Source organism: Haemophilus parainfluenzae (genome assembly GCF_036288925.1).
Lineage (GTDB): Bacteria > Pseudomonadota > Gammaproteobacteria > Enterobacterales > Pasteurellaceae > Haemophilus_D.
Window position 1 is genome coordinate 1200595 of record NZ_CP127167.1, and the last position, 15364, is coordinate 1215958.

12 protein-coding genes are annotated in these 15364 nt (G+C 40.1%); all 12 read left to right on the forward strand.

Annotated elements, in window-relative coordinates:
• The first annotated feature begins 14 nt into the window (after nt 1–14).
• The 12 genes from QQS40_RS06180 (at nt 15) to ftsZ (ending at nt 15355) form a co-directional block, all read left to right on the forward strand.
• Entirely contained in the window at nt 15–1835 is a 1821-nt protein-coding gene (locus QQS40_RS06180; RefSeq protein WP_329504328.1) for a penicillin-binding transpeptidase domain-containing protein, read from the forward strand.
• Between the two features lie 14 nt (nt 1836–1849).
• Nucleotides 1850–3319, forward strand: coding sequence for a UDP-N-acetylmuramoyl-L-alanyl-D-glutamate--2,6-diaminopimelate ligase (gene murE / locus QQS40_RS06185; protein WP_329504330.1), 1470 nt, complete (start codon nt 1850–1852; stop codon nt 3317–3319).
• Nucleotides 3320–3328: 9 nt separating this feature from the next.
• On the forward strand, nt 3329–4699 hold the full coding sequence (gene murF, locus QQS40_RS06190; RefSeq protein ID WP_297569998.1) for a UDP-N-acetylmuramoyl-tripeptide--D-alanyl-D-alanine ligase: 1371 nt from the start codon (nt 3329–3331) through the stop codon (nt 4697–4699).
• Nucleotides 4693–5775, forward strand: a complete 1083-nt coding sequence (gene mraY / locus QQS40_RS06195) for a phospho-N-acetylmuramoyl-pentapeptide-transferase (RefSeq protein ID WP_329504333.1) — start codon at nt 4693–4695, stop codon at nt 5773–5775. Before murF ends, mraY begins: the two co-directional genes overlap by 7 nt.
• A gap of 62 nt (nt 5776–5837) precedes the next feature.
• On the forward strand, nt 5838–7151 hold the full coding sequence (murD, locus tag QQS40_RS06200; RefSeq protein WP_289901310.1) for a UDP-N-acetylmuramoyl-L-alanine--D-glutamate ligase: 1314 nt from the start codon (nt 5838–5840) through the stop codon (nt 7149–7151).
• 15 nt (nt 7152–7166) lie between these two features.
• A complete protein-coding gene (ftsW, locus tag QQS40_RS06205) occupies nt 7167–8351 on the forward strand; it encodes a putative lipid II flippase FtsW (RefSeq protein WP_049356601.1) in 1185 nt (394 codons plus the stop codon).
• Between the two features lie 8 nt (nt 8352–8359).
• Nucleotides 8360–9412 carry an undecaprenyldiphospho-muramoylpentapeptide beta-N-acetylglucosaminyltransferase gene (gene murG, locus QQS40_RS06210; protein ID WP_329504336.1) on the forward strand — a complete coding sequence of 351 codons (1053 nt, stop codon included), beginning with the start codon at nt 8360–8362 and terminating at the stop codon, nt 9410–9412.
• 72 nt (nt 9413–9484) lie between these two features.
• On the forward strand, nt 9485–10912 hold the full coding sequence (murC, locus tag QQS40_RS06215) for a UDP-N-acetylmuramate--L-alanine ligase (RefSeq protein ID WP_289901308.1): 1428 nt from the start codon (nt 9485–9487) through the stop codon (nt 10910–10912).
• Nucleotides 10913–10969: 57 nt separating this feature from the next.
• Nucleotides 10970–11890 (forward strand): D-alanine--D-alanine ligase, encoded by a 921-nt coding sequence (locus QQS40_RS06220; RefSeq protein ID WP_289901307.1) that lies wholly within the window; start codon nt 10970–10972, stop codon nt 11888–11890.
• The gene (locus QQS40_RS06225) at nt 11890–12675 is read left to right on the forward strand and encodes a cell division protein FtsQ/DivIB (protein WP_289901306.1); all 786 of its coding nucleotides are present in this window, start codon (nt 11890–11892) and stop codon (nt 12673–12675) included. The genes QQS40_RS06220 and QQS40_RS06225 overlap by 1 nt, the downstream gene beginning before the upstream one ends.
• A 27-nt stretch (nt 12676–12702) precedes the next feature.
• On the forward strand, nt 12703–13977 hold the full coding sequence (gene ftsA, locus QQS40_RS06230; RefSeq protein ID WP_289901305.1) for a cell division protein FtsA: 1275 nt from the start codon (nt 12703–12705) through the stop codon (nt 13975–13977).
• Between the two features lie 85 nt (nt 13978–14062).
• Nucleotides 14063–15355: a cell division protein FtsZ gene (ftsZ, locus tag QQS40_RS06235; protein ID WP_289901304.1), complete on the forward strand. Its 1293-nt coding sequence runs from the start codon at nt 14063–14065 to the stop codon at nt 15353–15355.
• Nucleotides 15356–15364: the final 9 nt, after the last annotated feature.

Genomic DNA, 15364 nt, shown 5'->3' on the forward strand with positions numbered 1-15364 from the left:
GGATTTTGAATAAAATGGTTAGATTTAATTCCTCTAAGAAACCAGCAAAGCCAAAGAAAACAATTAGAAAATTGGCTCAACCAGCGTCAGTAAAACCAAACAAACCGAAAATGGTGTTTGAGAAATGTTTCCTTCGTGGTCGTTATCTCATCGCGACAAGTTTTATTTTCTTAGGCTTAGGCGCATTAGTGGCTCGTGCTGCTTATGTGCAATCGGTTAATTCTGAAACCCTTTCTGGTGAAGCGGACAAACGTTCATTACGTAAAGATGACGTGCTTTCTGTTCGAGGATCAATTTTAGATCGTAATGGCCAATTGTTATCGGTGAGTGTGCCGATGAGTGCAATTGTGGCTGAACCGCGTTTAATGCTAAAAGAAAATGCATTAGATGACAAAGAACGTATTAAAGCCCTTGCTAACGAATTAAATATGACACCAGCTGAGTTGGTGAAAAAAATTGAGAAAAATGCAAAATCAGGTTTTTTGTATTTAGCGCGTCAAGTAGAAGCGAGCAAAGCGAATTATATTCGTGACCTCAAAATTAAAGGTATTTCATTAGAGACTGAACCACGTCGATTTTATCCTCGTGTAGAAGAAGCGGCTCAATTAGTCGGTTTTACTAATATTGATGGTAAAGGGATTGAAGGGGTTGAGGCAAGCTTCAACTCAATGTTAGTGGGGAAAGACGGTGCTCGCGTTGTGCGTAAAGATAAACACGGTAACGTGGTTGAACATATTGCTGATGAGAAAAAATATGATGCACAAGATGTTACCTTAAGTATTGATGAAAAGTTACAATCAATGGTGTATCGAGAAATTAAAAAAGCGGTAACAGAGAACAATGCAGAGTCAGGTACTGCGGTATTGGTAGATGTGCGTACAGGTGAAGTATTAGCAATGGCAACGGCGCCTTCTTACAATCCGAATAATCTAAACAATGTAAAAGATGAGTTAAAACGTAACCGTGCGATTACCGATACATTTGAACCTGGTTCAACCATAAAACCTTTCGTTGTTTTGACCGCACTTCAACGCGGCGCAGCGAGACGTGATGAAGTGATTAATACAGGTTCATTTACCGTAAGTGGTAAAGAAATTGTCGACGTGGCACCTCGCCCACAACAAACCTTAGATGAAATTTTGATTAACTCCAGTAACCGTGGTGTGACTCGTCTTGCGTTACGTATGCCACCTTCTGCATTAATGGAAACTTACCAAAATGCGGGCTTAGGTAAAGATACAGAGTTAGGCTTAATTGGTGAACAACGTGGTGTATTAAATGCAAACCGTAAACGTTGGGCTGATATCGAACGTGCTACGGTAGCTTATGGTTATGGTTTCACTTCAACACCATTACAAATTGCACGCGCTTATGCCACTTTAGGTAGCTTCGGGATTTATCGTCCGCTTTCTATCACAAAAGTCGATCCGCCAGTCATTGGTCAACGTGTCTTCTCTGAGAAAATCACGAAAGACGTAGTGGGTATGTTAGAAAAAGTCGCGATCAAAAATAAACGTGCGATGGTTGAAGGTTATCGTGTTGGTGCGAAAACAGGTACAGCGCGTAAAATTGAAAATGGTCACTATGTTAAAAAATATGTGGCATTTACAGCGGGTATTGCACCCATTAGCGATCCACGTTATGCATTAGTGATTTTGATTAACGATCCGAAAGCAGGGCAGTACTATGGTGGTGCGATATCTGCACCGGTATTCTCGAGCATTATGGGTTATACCTTACGTGCTAATGGTATTGCACCAGATGCAGAACCAACAGAAAAAACAGCAAGACGTACCGTTCGCTTAAGCGATCAAAAATTTGAAAAAATGAATTAAGAAAAGGCAAAACAATGAAAAAATTGACCGCACTTTTTGATCTTCCGGTGCTTTCAGACATTAATGTGAAGGCAATGGTGTTAGATAGCCGCAAAGTGACCCAAGGTGATTTGTTTGTGGCAGTAAAAGGGCATCGTTTTGATGCGAGTCAATTTGTTCCTCAAGCTATTTCTTCTGGTGCAAGTGCGGTCGTTTTAGAGACAGATTTAGAAAACGAGCATTTGAACATCCAATGGCAAAATAATGTGCCAGTGATTCATTTCAATCATTTATCAGCTAATCTTTCAGCATTGGCAGGTCAATTTTATGACAATCCTTCCGAAAAATTGACTTTAGTTGGTGTCACTGGAACAAATGGTAAAACCACCGTTTCTCAATTATTAGCTCAATGGGCAACGCTATTTGGCCATAAAGCCGCTGTCATGGGCACCATTGGCAATGGTTTATTAGGTCAAGTTAAGGAAGCTAAAAATACCACAGGTTCAGCCGTTGAAGTTCAAGCAAACCTCGCTGATTTTGTAGAGAAAGGGGCTGATTTTGCATCTATCGAAGTGTCTTCACATGGTTTAGCTCAATATCGTGTTGAAGCGCTCAAATTTAAAGCTGCTATTTTTACCAATTTAAGTCGCGATCATTTGGATTATCACAAAACAATGGAAAAGTATGCCGAAGCTAAAAAACGTTTTTTCGTTGATTTAGCATCTGAATTACAAATTCTTAATGCTGACGATCCCATTGGGGCCGCATGGTTAAATGAATTACCAAATGGTATCGCAGTCAGCTGTCACCCCAATTTCCATCCAACATCTCAACAATGGCTTTATGCTACTCAAATTCGTTTTACTCATGAAGGAGCAGTCATTGAGTTTGTATCAAGTTGGGGGAATGGCACATTACATAGCCCATTAATTGGCGCTTTTAACGTGAGTAATCTGTTGTTAGCCACGGCTGTTTTATTGGCTTTAGGTTATTCTTTCGATGATCTTATCCGTACTGTTTCACAACTAAAAGGAGTAAATGGAAGAATGGAACTTATTAAAAAAGCAGAAAAACCAACGGTTATCGTTGATTATGCGCATACTCCAGATGCGTTAGAAAAAGCATTGAATGCTGCTCGTGAGCATTGCAAAGGTAAACTTTGGTGTATCTTTGGCTGCGGCGGTGATCGTGATGCAGGCAAGCGTCCATTGATGGCAAAAGCTGCAGAACAATTTGCTGATTTAGTGATCGTAACCCAAGATAATCCACGCACAGAAGAGCCAAATAAAATTGAGGCAGATATTCTTACGGGTTTTAGTCGAATGGAAGATGTTGGTGTCATTCCGGATCGCGAAGAGGCCATCAGATTTACGATTGAAAATGCCGTTGAAAACGATGTGATTGTGATTGCCGGTAAAGGCCATGAAAACTATCAGATCATTGGTGATAAGACACTTCATTTCTCCGATCAAGAAGTGGCGGAAGCCTATTTAATGAAAAAATAAAAAAACAGAATGATTAAACTTACTACCCAACAGCTTGCCCAAATATTCAATGCCAAACTGATTGGTGATGGGCAGGCCGTTGTTGAAAATATCAATACTGATACGCGCAAAGCGGTATCTAACTCGCTTTTCTTTGCGTTAAAAGGTGAGCATTTTGATGCCCATCAATACTTAGATAAAGCCGTTGAGCAAGGTGCAACAGCCTTAGTTGTGCAACAAGCCAATACTGAAATAGTAACGCCTCAATTAGTTGTTGCAGATACGCGTTTAGCGCTTGGTCAATTAGCAAAATGGTTACGTGAAAAAATTAATCCTCGTACCGTAGCGATGACGGGTTCATCAGGTAAAACCACGGTGAAAGAGATGACAGCATCCATTTTGCAACAAACGGCAGGTAATGCAGAAGCAGTGCTATTCACTAATGGTAATTTCAACAACGATATTGGGGTACCACTCACATTATTACGCTTAACCGAACAACATAAATTTGCCGTTATTGAATTAGGTGCAAATCATCAAGGTGAAATTGATTACACGACGCATCTTGCTCAGCCAGAAGCAGCACTAGTGAATAACGTGGCAGCTGCACATTTAGAGGGTTTTGGTTCCATTGAAGGTGTAGCACGTGCAAAAGGTGAAATCTACCGCGGTTTAACTCAAAATGGCGTGGCGATTATTAACAGCGAACATAATTATATTGAATTATGGCAAAAAGAAATTGGTTCCCATGCTATTCAATATTTCAATGGGCGTGATTACAAAGCTGAAAATGTCAAACATGCACCTAATGGCTCGATGTTTACGTTAGTTTCGCCAAAAGGTAGTATTGAAATTAATTTGCCTTATTTAGGTGAGCATAATGTAAAAAATGCCTTGGCTGCGACCGCACTTGCTATGAATGTGGGCGCGAGTCTTGCTGATGTAAAAGCAGGTCTTGAACATCGCTCTCAAGTAAAAGGACGCTTATTCCCGATTCAAGTGAATGAAAATCTACTTTTATTAGATGATACTTACAATGCGAATGTTGATTCTTTACAAGCTGCGATTGATGTTTTAAAAGGTTATGATGCTTTCCGTATTCTACTTGTGGGCGATATGAAAGAATTAGGCGAGGATAGCCTAAAATGTCATCAACAAGTGGGCGAACATGCAAAACAAGCTAAATTAGATTTAGTGCTTTCTTACGGAATAGAAAGTGCGGTCATTTCTGAAGCTGTTTTTGGAAAACATTTTAAAGATAAAGCTGAATTGAAAGCTTATGCGTTAGATATTATTAAACAGAAATTACAAGAAAACCAAAAAGTCGTCGTATTAGCGAAAGGCTCGCGCTCAATGAAAATGGAAGAGACGATTTATTCATTAAAGGATAGCTTATGTTAGTTTGGCTTGCTGAATACTTAGTTCACTATGAAACGGCATTCAATGCCATTTCCTATATTACCGTACGTGCGATTTTGGCATTATTGACCGCACTTTTCATTTCTTTATGGATTGGTCCGAAAGTGATCAAACGCCTTCAAATTTTAAAATTTGGCCAAGAAGTGCGTAATGATGGTCCTGAAAGTCATTTTGCGAAAAAAGGTACACCAACCATGGGCGGTGTGATGATTTTATTCTCCATCGGCGTAAGTACGTTATTATGGGCCAACTTAACGAATCCTTATGTTTGGATTTGTTTATTTGTGCTATTTGGCTATGGTGCAATTGGCTTTGTGGATGATTTCCGTAAAATCACGCGTAAAAATACCGATGGTTTAATTGCGCGTTGGAAATATTTCTGGATGTCAGTCGTCGCATTAGTGGCGATCATTTGGTTGTATTGGTTAGGTCATGATACAGATGCAACTCGTTTAGTGATTCCATTCTTCAAAGATATCATGCCACAATTAGGCCTATTCTATATTGTGTTGTCTTACTTTGTAATTGTGGGTACAGGTAATGCGGTAAACTTGACCGACGGTTTAGATGGTCTTGCCATCATGCCAACAGCATTAGTGGCTGGTGCATTTGCTTTGATTGCATGGGCGACCGGTAACGTTAATTTTGCAGAATACTTACATATTCCTTACATCAAATATAGTTCAGAAGTCGTGGTATTCTGTACTGCAATCGTAGGGGCAGGCTTAGGATTCTTATGGTTTAACACTTATCCGGCTCAAGTCTTTATGGGCGATGTGGGGTCTCTAGCACTTGGTGGCGCACTTGGTGTTGTTGCCATCCTTGTTCGCCAAGAATTCTTATTAGTGATTATGGGCGGGGTATTTGTTGTTGAAGCCTTGTCTGTGATTTTGCAAGTGGGTTCTTACAAATTAAGAAAACAACGTATTTTCAGAATGGCACCAATTCATCACCACTTTGAATTGAAAGGTTGGCCAGAACCAAGAGTGATTATTCGGTTTTGGATTATATCCTTGATGTTAGTGTTGATGGGGCTTGTAACGCTCAAACTAAGATAATTTTTGTAGGGTGCACTTGTTGCACCCTGCGTGATCCCAGAATACTAGAGAAGAAAAACAACATGACAACTCTATATCAAAATAAAACTATCACCATCATAGGCCTCGGAAAAACAGGCCTTTCTTGCGTTGAATATCTTCAATCTCAACAAGCTAATATCCGTGTGATTGATACACGTCAACATCCAGCAGGAGCAGAGCAATTACCTAAAAATGTTCCTTTACACACAGGTAGTCTAAATCAACAATGGTTACTTGAAAGCGATATTATTGTCATTAGCCCAGGACTCGCGGTAAAAACACCTGAAATTCAGACCGCACTTTCAGCTGGCGTGGAAGTAATAGGAGATATCGAATTATTCTGCCGAGCAGCAACGAAGCCAATTGTAGGAATTACTGGTTCTAACGGTAAAAGCACCGTGACAACATTGGTCTATGAAATGGCGAAAGCGGCCGGAATAAAAGTGGGAATGGGTGGAAACATTGGCATTCCTGCGTTGTCATTATTAAATGAAGATTGTGATCTTTATGTCTTAGAACTTTCCAGTTTCCAACTTGAAACCACTTATAGTTTGAAAGCGGCTGCAGCGACAGTGCTTAATGTGACTGAAGATCACATGGATCGCTATGTTGATTTAGAAGATTATCGCCAAGCCAAATTGCGTATTTACCACAATGCGGAAACAGCAGTAGTGAATTTAGAAGATAAACTCACGTTTGGCGAAGGTGAAAATCAAGCTAAGAAGGTGGTGTCTTTTGCTGAAAATCAAGCGGATTACTGGCTAAAAACCGAAAACGGTAAACAGTACTTAATGGCGAAAGAGGAAGTCATTTTACCTTGTGATGAAGCGACCTTAGTTGGCCGTCATAATTACATGAATATTTTAGCGGCGACAGCGTTAGCACAAGCAGTAGGTATAAATTTAGAGGCAATTCGTACCGCACTTCGTCAATTTAAAGGCTTAGATCATCGTTTCCAATTAGCCCATCAAGCGAATGGTGTTCGTTGGATTAATGATTCTAAAGCCACTAATGTAGGTAGCACCGTTGCAGCATTGGCAGGGTTATATGTTGAGGGAACATTACACCTTTTATTAGGTGGTGATGGTAAAGGTGCAGATTTTTCTGAACTCGCTGATTTAATCAACCAACCTTATATTTCAACCTATTGCTTTGGTCGTGATGGCAAACAACTCGCTGCACTTTCAAGTCAAAGTCATTTGTTTGAAACTATGGAACAAGCTATTTCATTTTTACGTCCACATTTAAAAGCAGGCGATATGGTGTTATTATCTCCTGCTTGTGCAAGTTTGGATCAATTTGCCTCTTTTGAAAAACGCGGCGAAGAGTTTACTCGTTTAGCAAAATTAGCTTAAAGAATTAGGGCAGTAATGGAATTTATCAATAAAATTAAACAAAATTATGAACAATGGGCGAGAGTGACGCCACAAGGGTTACTTTACGATCGCGCATTGTTTTGGCTTTTTGTCGTGCTATTGCTGATTGGTTTAGTCGCGGTAACTTCTGCTTCAATGCCTTACAGTGCACGCGTATTTAATGATACATTCTATTTTGCTAAACGTGATGCCGTTTATGTCTTACTTTCTTTAGCAACTTGCTATTTAACGCTCCAAATTTCTTCTTCTCAATGGGAAAAGTGGCACGCTAAAATTTTCTTATTAGCCATTGTTTTATTAATACTGGTTCTCGGTATCGGGACTTCTGTTAATGGTGCAAAACGTTGGATTTCTTTAGGGATTTTAAATTTCCAGCCTGCGGAATTTGCGAAGTTAGCTTTAACCTGTTTTCTCGCGAGCTATTTTACGCGTCGTTATGATGAAGTTCGAGGTAAAAAATTCAGTGCAGCTAAGCCTTTCATTGTGATGGGAGTATTAGGGGTATTCTTACTCGCTCAGCCTGACTTAGGGAGTACCGTTGTACTGTTTATTATTACTTTCGGTATGCTTTTTATTGTCGGTGCAAATTTTTGGCAATTTATTTTGCTAATTGGTACAGGCATACTTCTCTTTGTTTGGTTGGTCCTTTCAGCCTCTTATCGTTTAAAACGGTTTACCGGTTTCTTAGAACCGTTTAAAGATCCTTATGGAACAGGATTTCAGCTGACTAACTCTTTGATGGCGTTTGGTCGTGGTGAAATTAGTGGGGAAGGACTGGGTAACTCCATTCAAAAACTTGATTATCTTCCTGAAGCTCATACTGACTTTATCATGGCGATTATTGGTGAAGAGTTTGGTTTTATTGGTATTTTGGTGGTGGTGATTCTCTTAGGTTTATTGATTTTTCGTGCAATGAAAATTGGACGTGAGTCACTTATGTTAGAACAACGTTTCCGAGGTTTTTTTGCTTTAGGTATTAGCTTCTGGATTTTCTTCCAAGGTTTCGTCAATCTGGGCATGGCCTTAGGGATGTTACCGACAAAAGGTTTAACTTTCCCATTAGTGAGTTACGGTGGTTCAAGTATCATTATTATGTCGGCAACAGTAGGAATTTTATTGCGTATTGACCATGAAAATAGATTACAACGTGGTGGTCAAGCTCGTCTGAGAGATGATTAGGGATATTTATGAGTAAAAAATTATTAGTTATGGCAGGTGGTACTGGTGGACATGTTTTCCCCGCCATCGCTGTTGCTCAAACCTTACAAAAAGAAGGTTGGGAAATTTGCTGGTTAGGTACAAAAGATCGCATGGAAGCACAGCTTGTACCAAAACATGGCATTCCTATTCGTTTTATTCAAATTTCAGGGTTGCGTGGTAAAGGCATTAAAGCATTACTAGGCGCACCTTTTGCTATTTTTAGAGCAGTATTGCAAGCTCGTAAAATTATTCAAGAATATCAACCTAATGCTGTATTAGGCATGGGTGGTTATGTGTCCGGCCCAGGTGGTATTGCTGCAAAACTTTGCGGTGTGCCAGTTATTTTACATGAACAAAATGCGGTGGCAGGTTTAACTAATGAATGGTTAGCAAAAATTGCGACACGTGTGTTGCAAGCTTTCCCAACGGCATTCAAAGATGCTGAAGTTGTAGGAAACCCAGTTCGCCAAGATTTATTTGAAATGCCATCACCACAAGCACGTTTTTCAGAAAGAAGCGGAAAATTGAGAGTACTTGTCGTGGGGGGAAGCCAAGGGGCTCGCGTACTCAATCAAACAATTCCACAAGTAGTAGCGCGTTTGGCAGATAAACTAGAAGTGCGTCATCAAGTGGGGAAAGGTTCTGTTGAAAGTGTGACTGCACTTTATGGTGAACATGCAAATTCGGTCAAAATTACAGAATTTATTGATGATATGGCAGAAGCCTACGCTTGGGCTGATGTGGTGATTTGTCGCTCTGGAGCTTTAACGGTATGTGAATTAGCAGCAGTGGGGACACCAGCAATTTTTGTACCATTCCAGCATAAAGATCAACAACAATATTTAAATGCGAAATATCTTGCCGATGTAGGTGCAGCAAAAATTATTCAGCAAAATGAATTAAATGCGGATGTGTTAGTCGATTTCTTAGAAAAAACAGATCGTGAAACTTTGCTAGCGATGGCGATTAAGGCAAAAGAAATGTCGGCCCCATTGGCAGCTAAACGTGTAGCTGATGTTATTGTAGAAAACGCGAAATAAGAACAGAGAGGTTGAGAGGGTGGTAATAAACTCGCAACCTAAAAGTGCGGCTAAAAATAAAGGTGAAATAATATGAAACATATTTCGGACGAAATTAGAAAGATTATCCCTGAGATGCGTCGGGTTCAACAAATTCATTTCATTGGTATCGGCGGCGCCGGTATGAGTGGGATTGCCGAAATTTTATTAAATGAAGGTTATGATATCTCTGGTTCGGATATTGCAGATGGTGTTGTGACTCAGCGTCTTGCTCAAGCTGGCGCAAAAATTTTCATTGGTCACCAAGCGGAAAATGTGCAAGGGGCAAGTGTCGTTGTTGTATCAAGCGCGATCCATGAAGATAATCCAGAATTAATTGCCGCTAAACAAAATCGTATTCCCGTGATTCAACGAGCACAAATGTTGGCTGAAATTATGCGTTTCCGTCATGGTATTGCAGTAGCGGGTACTCACGGTAAAACCACAACTACAGCCATGATTTCGATGATTTATACTCAAGCGAAACTGGATCCAACTTTCGTTAATGGTGGTTTGGTTAAATCAGCAGGTAAAAATGCGCATTTAGGCGCAAGCCGTTATTTAATCGCAGAAGCAGATGAAAGTGATGCGTCTTTCTTACACTTGCAGCCGATGGTTTCTGTGGTGACCAATATTGAACCGGATCATATGGATACGTACGGTGGTGATTTTGAGAAGATGAAAGCCACTTACGTGAAGTTCTTACATAACTTACCGTTCTACGGTTTAGCGGTGATGTGCGCAGATGATGCAGTATTAATGGAACTTGTTCCTCAAGTTGGACGTCAAGTATTAACGTATGGTTTCAGTGAACACGCTGACTATCGTATCGAAGATTATGAACAAACGGGTTTCCAAGGTCATTACACCGTAGTTTGCCCAAGTGGTGAACTCATCAATGTATTATTGAATGTGCCAGGTAAACACAATGCGTTAAATGCGACGGCAGCACTTGCAGTCGCAAAAGAAGAAGGTATTGGCAATGAAGCAATTTTAGAAGCGCTTGCTGATTTCCAAGGTGCGGGAAGACGTTTTGACCAATTAGGTGAGTTTATCCGTCCAAATGGTAAAGTACGCTTAGTGGATGATTATGGCCATCACCCAACAGAAGTTGATGTAACAATTAAAGCGGCTCGTGAAGGCTGGGGAGATAAACGTATTGTGATGATTTTCCAGCCTCACCGTTATTCACGTACTCGAGATTTATTTGATGAGTTTGTGCAAGTATTATCTCAAGTGGATGCATTGATTATGTTAGACGTGTACGCAGCAGGCGAAACACCAATTGTTGGAGCTGACAGCAAAGCACTTTGCCGTTCCATTCGTAATCTAGGGAAAGTCGATCCGATCTTAGTTTCTGATACAGAGCAACTTGGCAATGTATTAGATCAAATTATTCAAGATGGTGATTTAATTCTAGCCCAAGGTGCGGGAAGTGTAAGTAAAATCTCCCGAGGGTTAGCTGAGTCTTGGAAAGCATAAAAAATATTTGTTAAATTTCCAAGTATTGCAATTAGTGATAATAAAATAGGATAAAAAATGAATTTAAAACAAGAAAAAATTGCGGTGTTATTTGGTGGCACATCAGCTGAACGTGAGGTTTCGCTTAATTCAGGTGCAGCCGTGTTAAATGCCTTAGTAAGCCAAGGTTATAATGCTCATGGTATTGATCCTAAAGAATATAATGTTGCGAATTTAAAAGCAGATGGTTTTGATCGCGTCTTTAACATTCTACATGGTCGCGGTGGTGAAGATGGCACTATGCAAGGTTTATTGGAACAAATCGGTTTGCCTTACACGGGTTGTGGCGTGATGGCTTCTGCGTTAACCATGGATAAAATGCGTACTAAAATGTTATGGAAAGCTTTTGGTTTACCTGTCGCGGATATGGAGATCGTGACGAAAGAAAATGCTCACGAACTAAACCCAGAAGTAGTGGTCAAAAAGCTAGGTTTACCTTTGATGGTTAAGCCATCTCTTGAAGGTTCAAGTGTGGGTTTGACAAAAGTAAAAGCAGTAGAAGAATTAAAAAGTGCGGTCGATTATGCGCTTAAATTTGATAACACCATTTTGATTGAAGAATGGTTAGCAGGGGATGAATTAACGGTGCCTGTTTTAGGTGGCAAAGTATTGCCTGCTGTTCGCATTGTGCCAGAAGGTGAGTTTTATGATTATGATGCGAAATATATTTCCGATAATACCCAATATTTTTGTCCAGCAGGACTTCCTACGGAACGTGAACAAGAGCTATCGAAATTAGTGAAACGAGCCTATGATGTGGTGGGTTGTCGAGGTTGGAGCCGTATTGATGTCATGACGGATGCTCAAGGTAATTTCCGTTTAGTGGAAGTAAACACTAACCCAGGAATGACAAGTCACAGTTTATTCCCTAAATCTGCGTCAACAGTCGGTATTTCATTTGAACAACTCGTCGTGAAAATTTTGGAGTTGAGTGCGTAATGAATGTAATCAAGCGCAAAAATACATCACCAATAAAATTGGGACGTTCATCTAACGGAGAGAGGAAATTCCGTTTTATGTTTCAGATTAAACTTGTGCTGGTGTTACTTTGTGCGGGGCTAGGTTATTTCGTTTATTCAAATTGGCAAAGTTGGCTTGAAAGCTTAGACGGTGATAGAAAAATTACAGCTTATGCATTGGTTGGACAAAATGAGTTTACCACTTATCCTGATGTGCAAGATGTGCTGCTAAAAATGGGTGAGCTTAAAGGCTTTTGGGCGCAAGACGTGAAGCAAATTCGGGAGCAACTTGAAACGATCCCTTGGGTAAAAGGTGCTGTCGTTCGAAAAGTTTGGCCAAACCGTTTAAGTATTTGGTTATCTGAATATCAACCAGTTGCAATTTGGAATAAGACGGAATTTGTTACGAAAGATGGCATAGTTTTCCAATTGCCCATGGATAAGTTAAAAGAAAAAACCTTCCCGTATTTAGGAGGACCAGATTACCAAAATCTAAAAGTGTTAGAAGCTTGGGGGCAAATTTATGCTGATTTTAAGGCCAAAAATTTAATGGTCAAGGGAGTCACGATTGACGAGCGCGGTGCATGGCAAGTTACGTTAGATAACGATATAATACTAAAACTTGGGCGGGGTGATTGGAAGCCTAAGTTGGATCGGTTTGTAACGATTTTTCCACAAATTGAAGTTCCAGAAGGAAAGCGCATTAATTATGTGGATTTGCGTTATGCGTCTTTATCTGCAGCGGTCGGATTAATAGATAAATAAGAATAATTTATTGGGTGTAATGAGAAAATGACAAAAGAATTGGAACCGAAAGTAATTGTAGGCCTTGAAGTAGGGACATCAAAAGTGGTTGCTGTTGTCGGGGAAGTACTTCCTGATGGCGTTGTGAATGTTCTTGGGGTCGGCAGTTGTCCTTCCAAAGGAATTGATCGCGGAAGCATTACTGATTTAGATGCCGTAGTTAATTCTATTCAACGAGCAATTGAAGCCGCCGAGTCAATGGCGGATTGTCAGATAATGAGTGTTACACTAGCTATTACAGGTGAACATATTCAAAGCTTAAATGAAAGTGGTTTTGTTGCTATTTCTGAAAATGAAGTCACCCAGGATCAGATCGATGATGCTTTACATACTGCAAGTTCGGTGAAATTATCAGAAGGTCTTTCTTTATTACATATTATTCCACAAGAATATGCAGTAGATAAACAGATTAATATAAAAAATCCATTAGGCTTGCGAGGCGTTCGTTTAAAAGCAAATGTACATTTAATTGCTTGTCATCAAGATTGGCAAAATAATTTGAAAAAAGCGGTTGAGCGTTGTGGGTTACAAGTGGATAAAGTTGTATTTTCAGGCTTTGCCGCTACTCATTCTGTTTTGACAGAGGATGAAAAAGATCTCGGCGTTTGTCTTGTCGATTTTGGTGCGGGCACAATGAATATGATGGTTTATACCAGTGGTTCGTTACGTTTTAGTAAAGTGATTCCATATGCTGGCAATATTGTGACCAATGATATAGCTCACGCTTGTACGATTTCTCGGGTGGAAGCAGAGCGCATAAAAGTGAATTATGCCAGCGCTTTGTATCCAGCGCGTTTACACGGTGATAAGAAAATTGAAGTGGCGAGTATTGGAGGAAGAGCGCCGCGTGCTTTAACCAAGAGTGATTTATCTTTAATTACTTCAGCAAGATATATTGAATTACTCGGAGTGGTTAAAGATGAATTAGATAAACTTAAAGCAGAATTAGAAACTAGACATATTAAATTTGAACTTATCGCAGGTATAGTGATTACAGGTGGTGGCGCACAGATGGAAGATCTGAAAAGTTGTGCCGCAAGCGTTTTTGGTTGCCAAGTGCGTATCGGCAGTCCGCTAAATATTACTGGATTAACTGATTATGTCAATCGTCCACAATATTCTACTGTTGTAGGCTTATTACAATATCATCATCAAAATAGTGATAATGATCCGATCGATAATGATTATTCCGATGAATCGATTGGTACAAAATTTTGGAAATTGCTCAAAAATATTTTTAATAAAGTGAAGTCAGAATTTTGAAAAATTTAGATTTTTAATTTAGAATAGAAACAATTCAACTTTTTTAATGTGCTAGCAAAGTATTAGCAGTAACGGAGAACAGCAAATGTTATACCCAGAGTATGGTGATTTTGAAGAGCAAACAGGAGCGCTGATAAAGGTTGTCGGTGTCGGTGGAGGCGGCGGTAACGCAGTTAACCACATGGTTGCTAATATGGTGCAACAAGAATTTAATGGTAATTTCTTGGGCGAGAATGCAATTGATAGTGATGAACACGGTAAGATCGTATTCTATGCGGTAAATACCGATGCACAAGCATTACGTAAAAGCCAGGTTCAACAAACTGTACAAATCGGTGGGGCAACAACGAAAGGTCTTGGGGCGGGAGCGAATCCTAATATAGGTCGTAAGGCGGCTGAAGACGATCAAGAAGAAATCCGTAAAATGCTTGAAGGTGCAGACATGGTTTTCATCGCTGCAGGTATGGGAGGCGGAACGGGTACGGGAGCTGCACCTGTTGTCGCTAAAGTCGCAAAGGAATTAGGTATATTAACTGTTGCTATCGTGACCAAACCATTTAACTTCGAAGGCAAAAAACGTATGCAATTTGCTGAGCTTGGTATCAAGGATCTTTCCCAATATGTGGATTCAATGATCATCATTCCTAATCAACAAATTCAAAAAGTTCTCCCGAAAAATGCAACGTTAATTGATGCTTTTGCTGCGGCTAATGATGTTTTACGTAATTCTGTTATGGGGATCTCCGATATGATCACCTCTCCTGGCTTAATTAACGTGGACTTTGCAGACGTAAGAACCGTTATGTCAGAGATGGGGCAGGCGATGATTGGTTTTGGCTCGGCTCAAAGTGAACCTGGTGCAGGTCGAGCAGAAGAAGCGGCACGTCTTGCGATCAAAAATGATTTACTAGAGAAAGTTGAGCTTTCTGATGCTAAAGGTATACTTGTTAATATTACCGCTGGGATGGATCTTGGCTTTGATGAGTTTACCGTAGTAGGGAGCACTGTTGGTAGTTTTGCTTCAGATGATGCGACTATCGTCGTTGGTACCAGCTTAGTCCCTGAAATGAGCAATGAAATCCGTGTAACTATCGTAGCAACAGGTTTAGGTGATGTAGTTGATGCAGAGCCGGTTGTAATTACTCGCCCTCAATCGGCAGTACAACAATCGGCAGCGCAAGAAACGATTCAACCAAAACCACCCGTTGGTTTACATGGCTTGGATGCATTAAGACACAATCCTCAATCAGAGCCTGCACAGGAACAGAATTCTCAATACGGCAATTTGAATAAGCCGCTTGATCCAAGTCGTTTAGAACAGTTGAGAAATAACCCTAATTTCTTTAATCCAGCATCATTTAATCGTGATGAGAAATAAATAAGAATA

Bases quoted from the DNA above. Each gene is read 5' to 3' on its own strand.
- ftsZ (WP_289901304.1), top strand. From the start codon at position 14,063: ATGTTATACCCAGAGTATGGTGATTTTGAAGAGCAAACAGGAGCGCTG.
- ftsW (WP_049356601.1), top strand. From the start codon at position 7,167: ATGGAATTTATCAATAAAATTAAACAAAATTATGAACAATGGGCGAGA.
- QQS40_RS06225 (WP_289901306.1), top strand. From the start codon at position 11,890: ATGAATGTAATCAAGCGCAAAAATACATCACCAATAAAATTGGGACGT.
- murG (WP_329504336.1), top strand. From the start codon at position 8,360: ATGAGTAAAAAATTATTAGTTATGGCAGGTGGTACTGGTGGACATGTT.
- murD (WP_289901310.1), top strand. From the start codon at position 5,838: ATGACAACTCTATATCAAAATAAAACTATCACCATCATAGGCCTCGGA.
- mraY (WP_329504333.1), top strand. From the start codon at position 4,693: ATGTTAGTTTGGCTTGCTGAATACTTAGTTCACTATGAAACGGCATTC.
- ftsA (WP_289901305.1), top strand. From the start codon at position 12,703: ATGACAAAAGAATTGGAACCGAAAGTAATTGTAGGCCTTGAAGTAGGG.
- QQS40_RS06180 (WP_329504328.1), top strand. From the start codon at position 15: ATGGTTAGATTTAATTCCTCTAAGAAACCAGCAAAGCCAAAGAAAACA.
- murC (WP_289901308.1), top strand. From the start codon at position 9,485: ATGAAACATATTTCGGACGAAATTAGAAAGATTATCCCTGAGATGCGT.
- QQS40_RS06220 (WP_289901307.1), top strand. From the start codon at position 10,970: ATGAATTTAAAACAAGAAAAAATTGCGGTGTTATTTGGTGGCACATCA.
- murF (WP_297569998.1), top strand. From the start codon at position 3,329: ATGATTAAACTTACTACCCAACAGCTTGCCCAAATATTCAATGCCAAA.
- murE (WP_329504330.1), top strand. From the start codon at position 1,850: ATGAAAAAATTGACCGCACTTTTTGATCTTCCGGTGCTTTCAGACATT.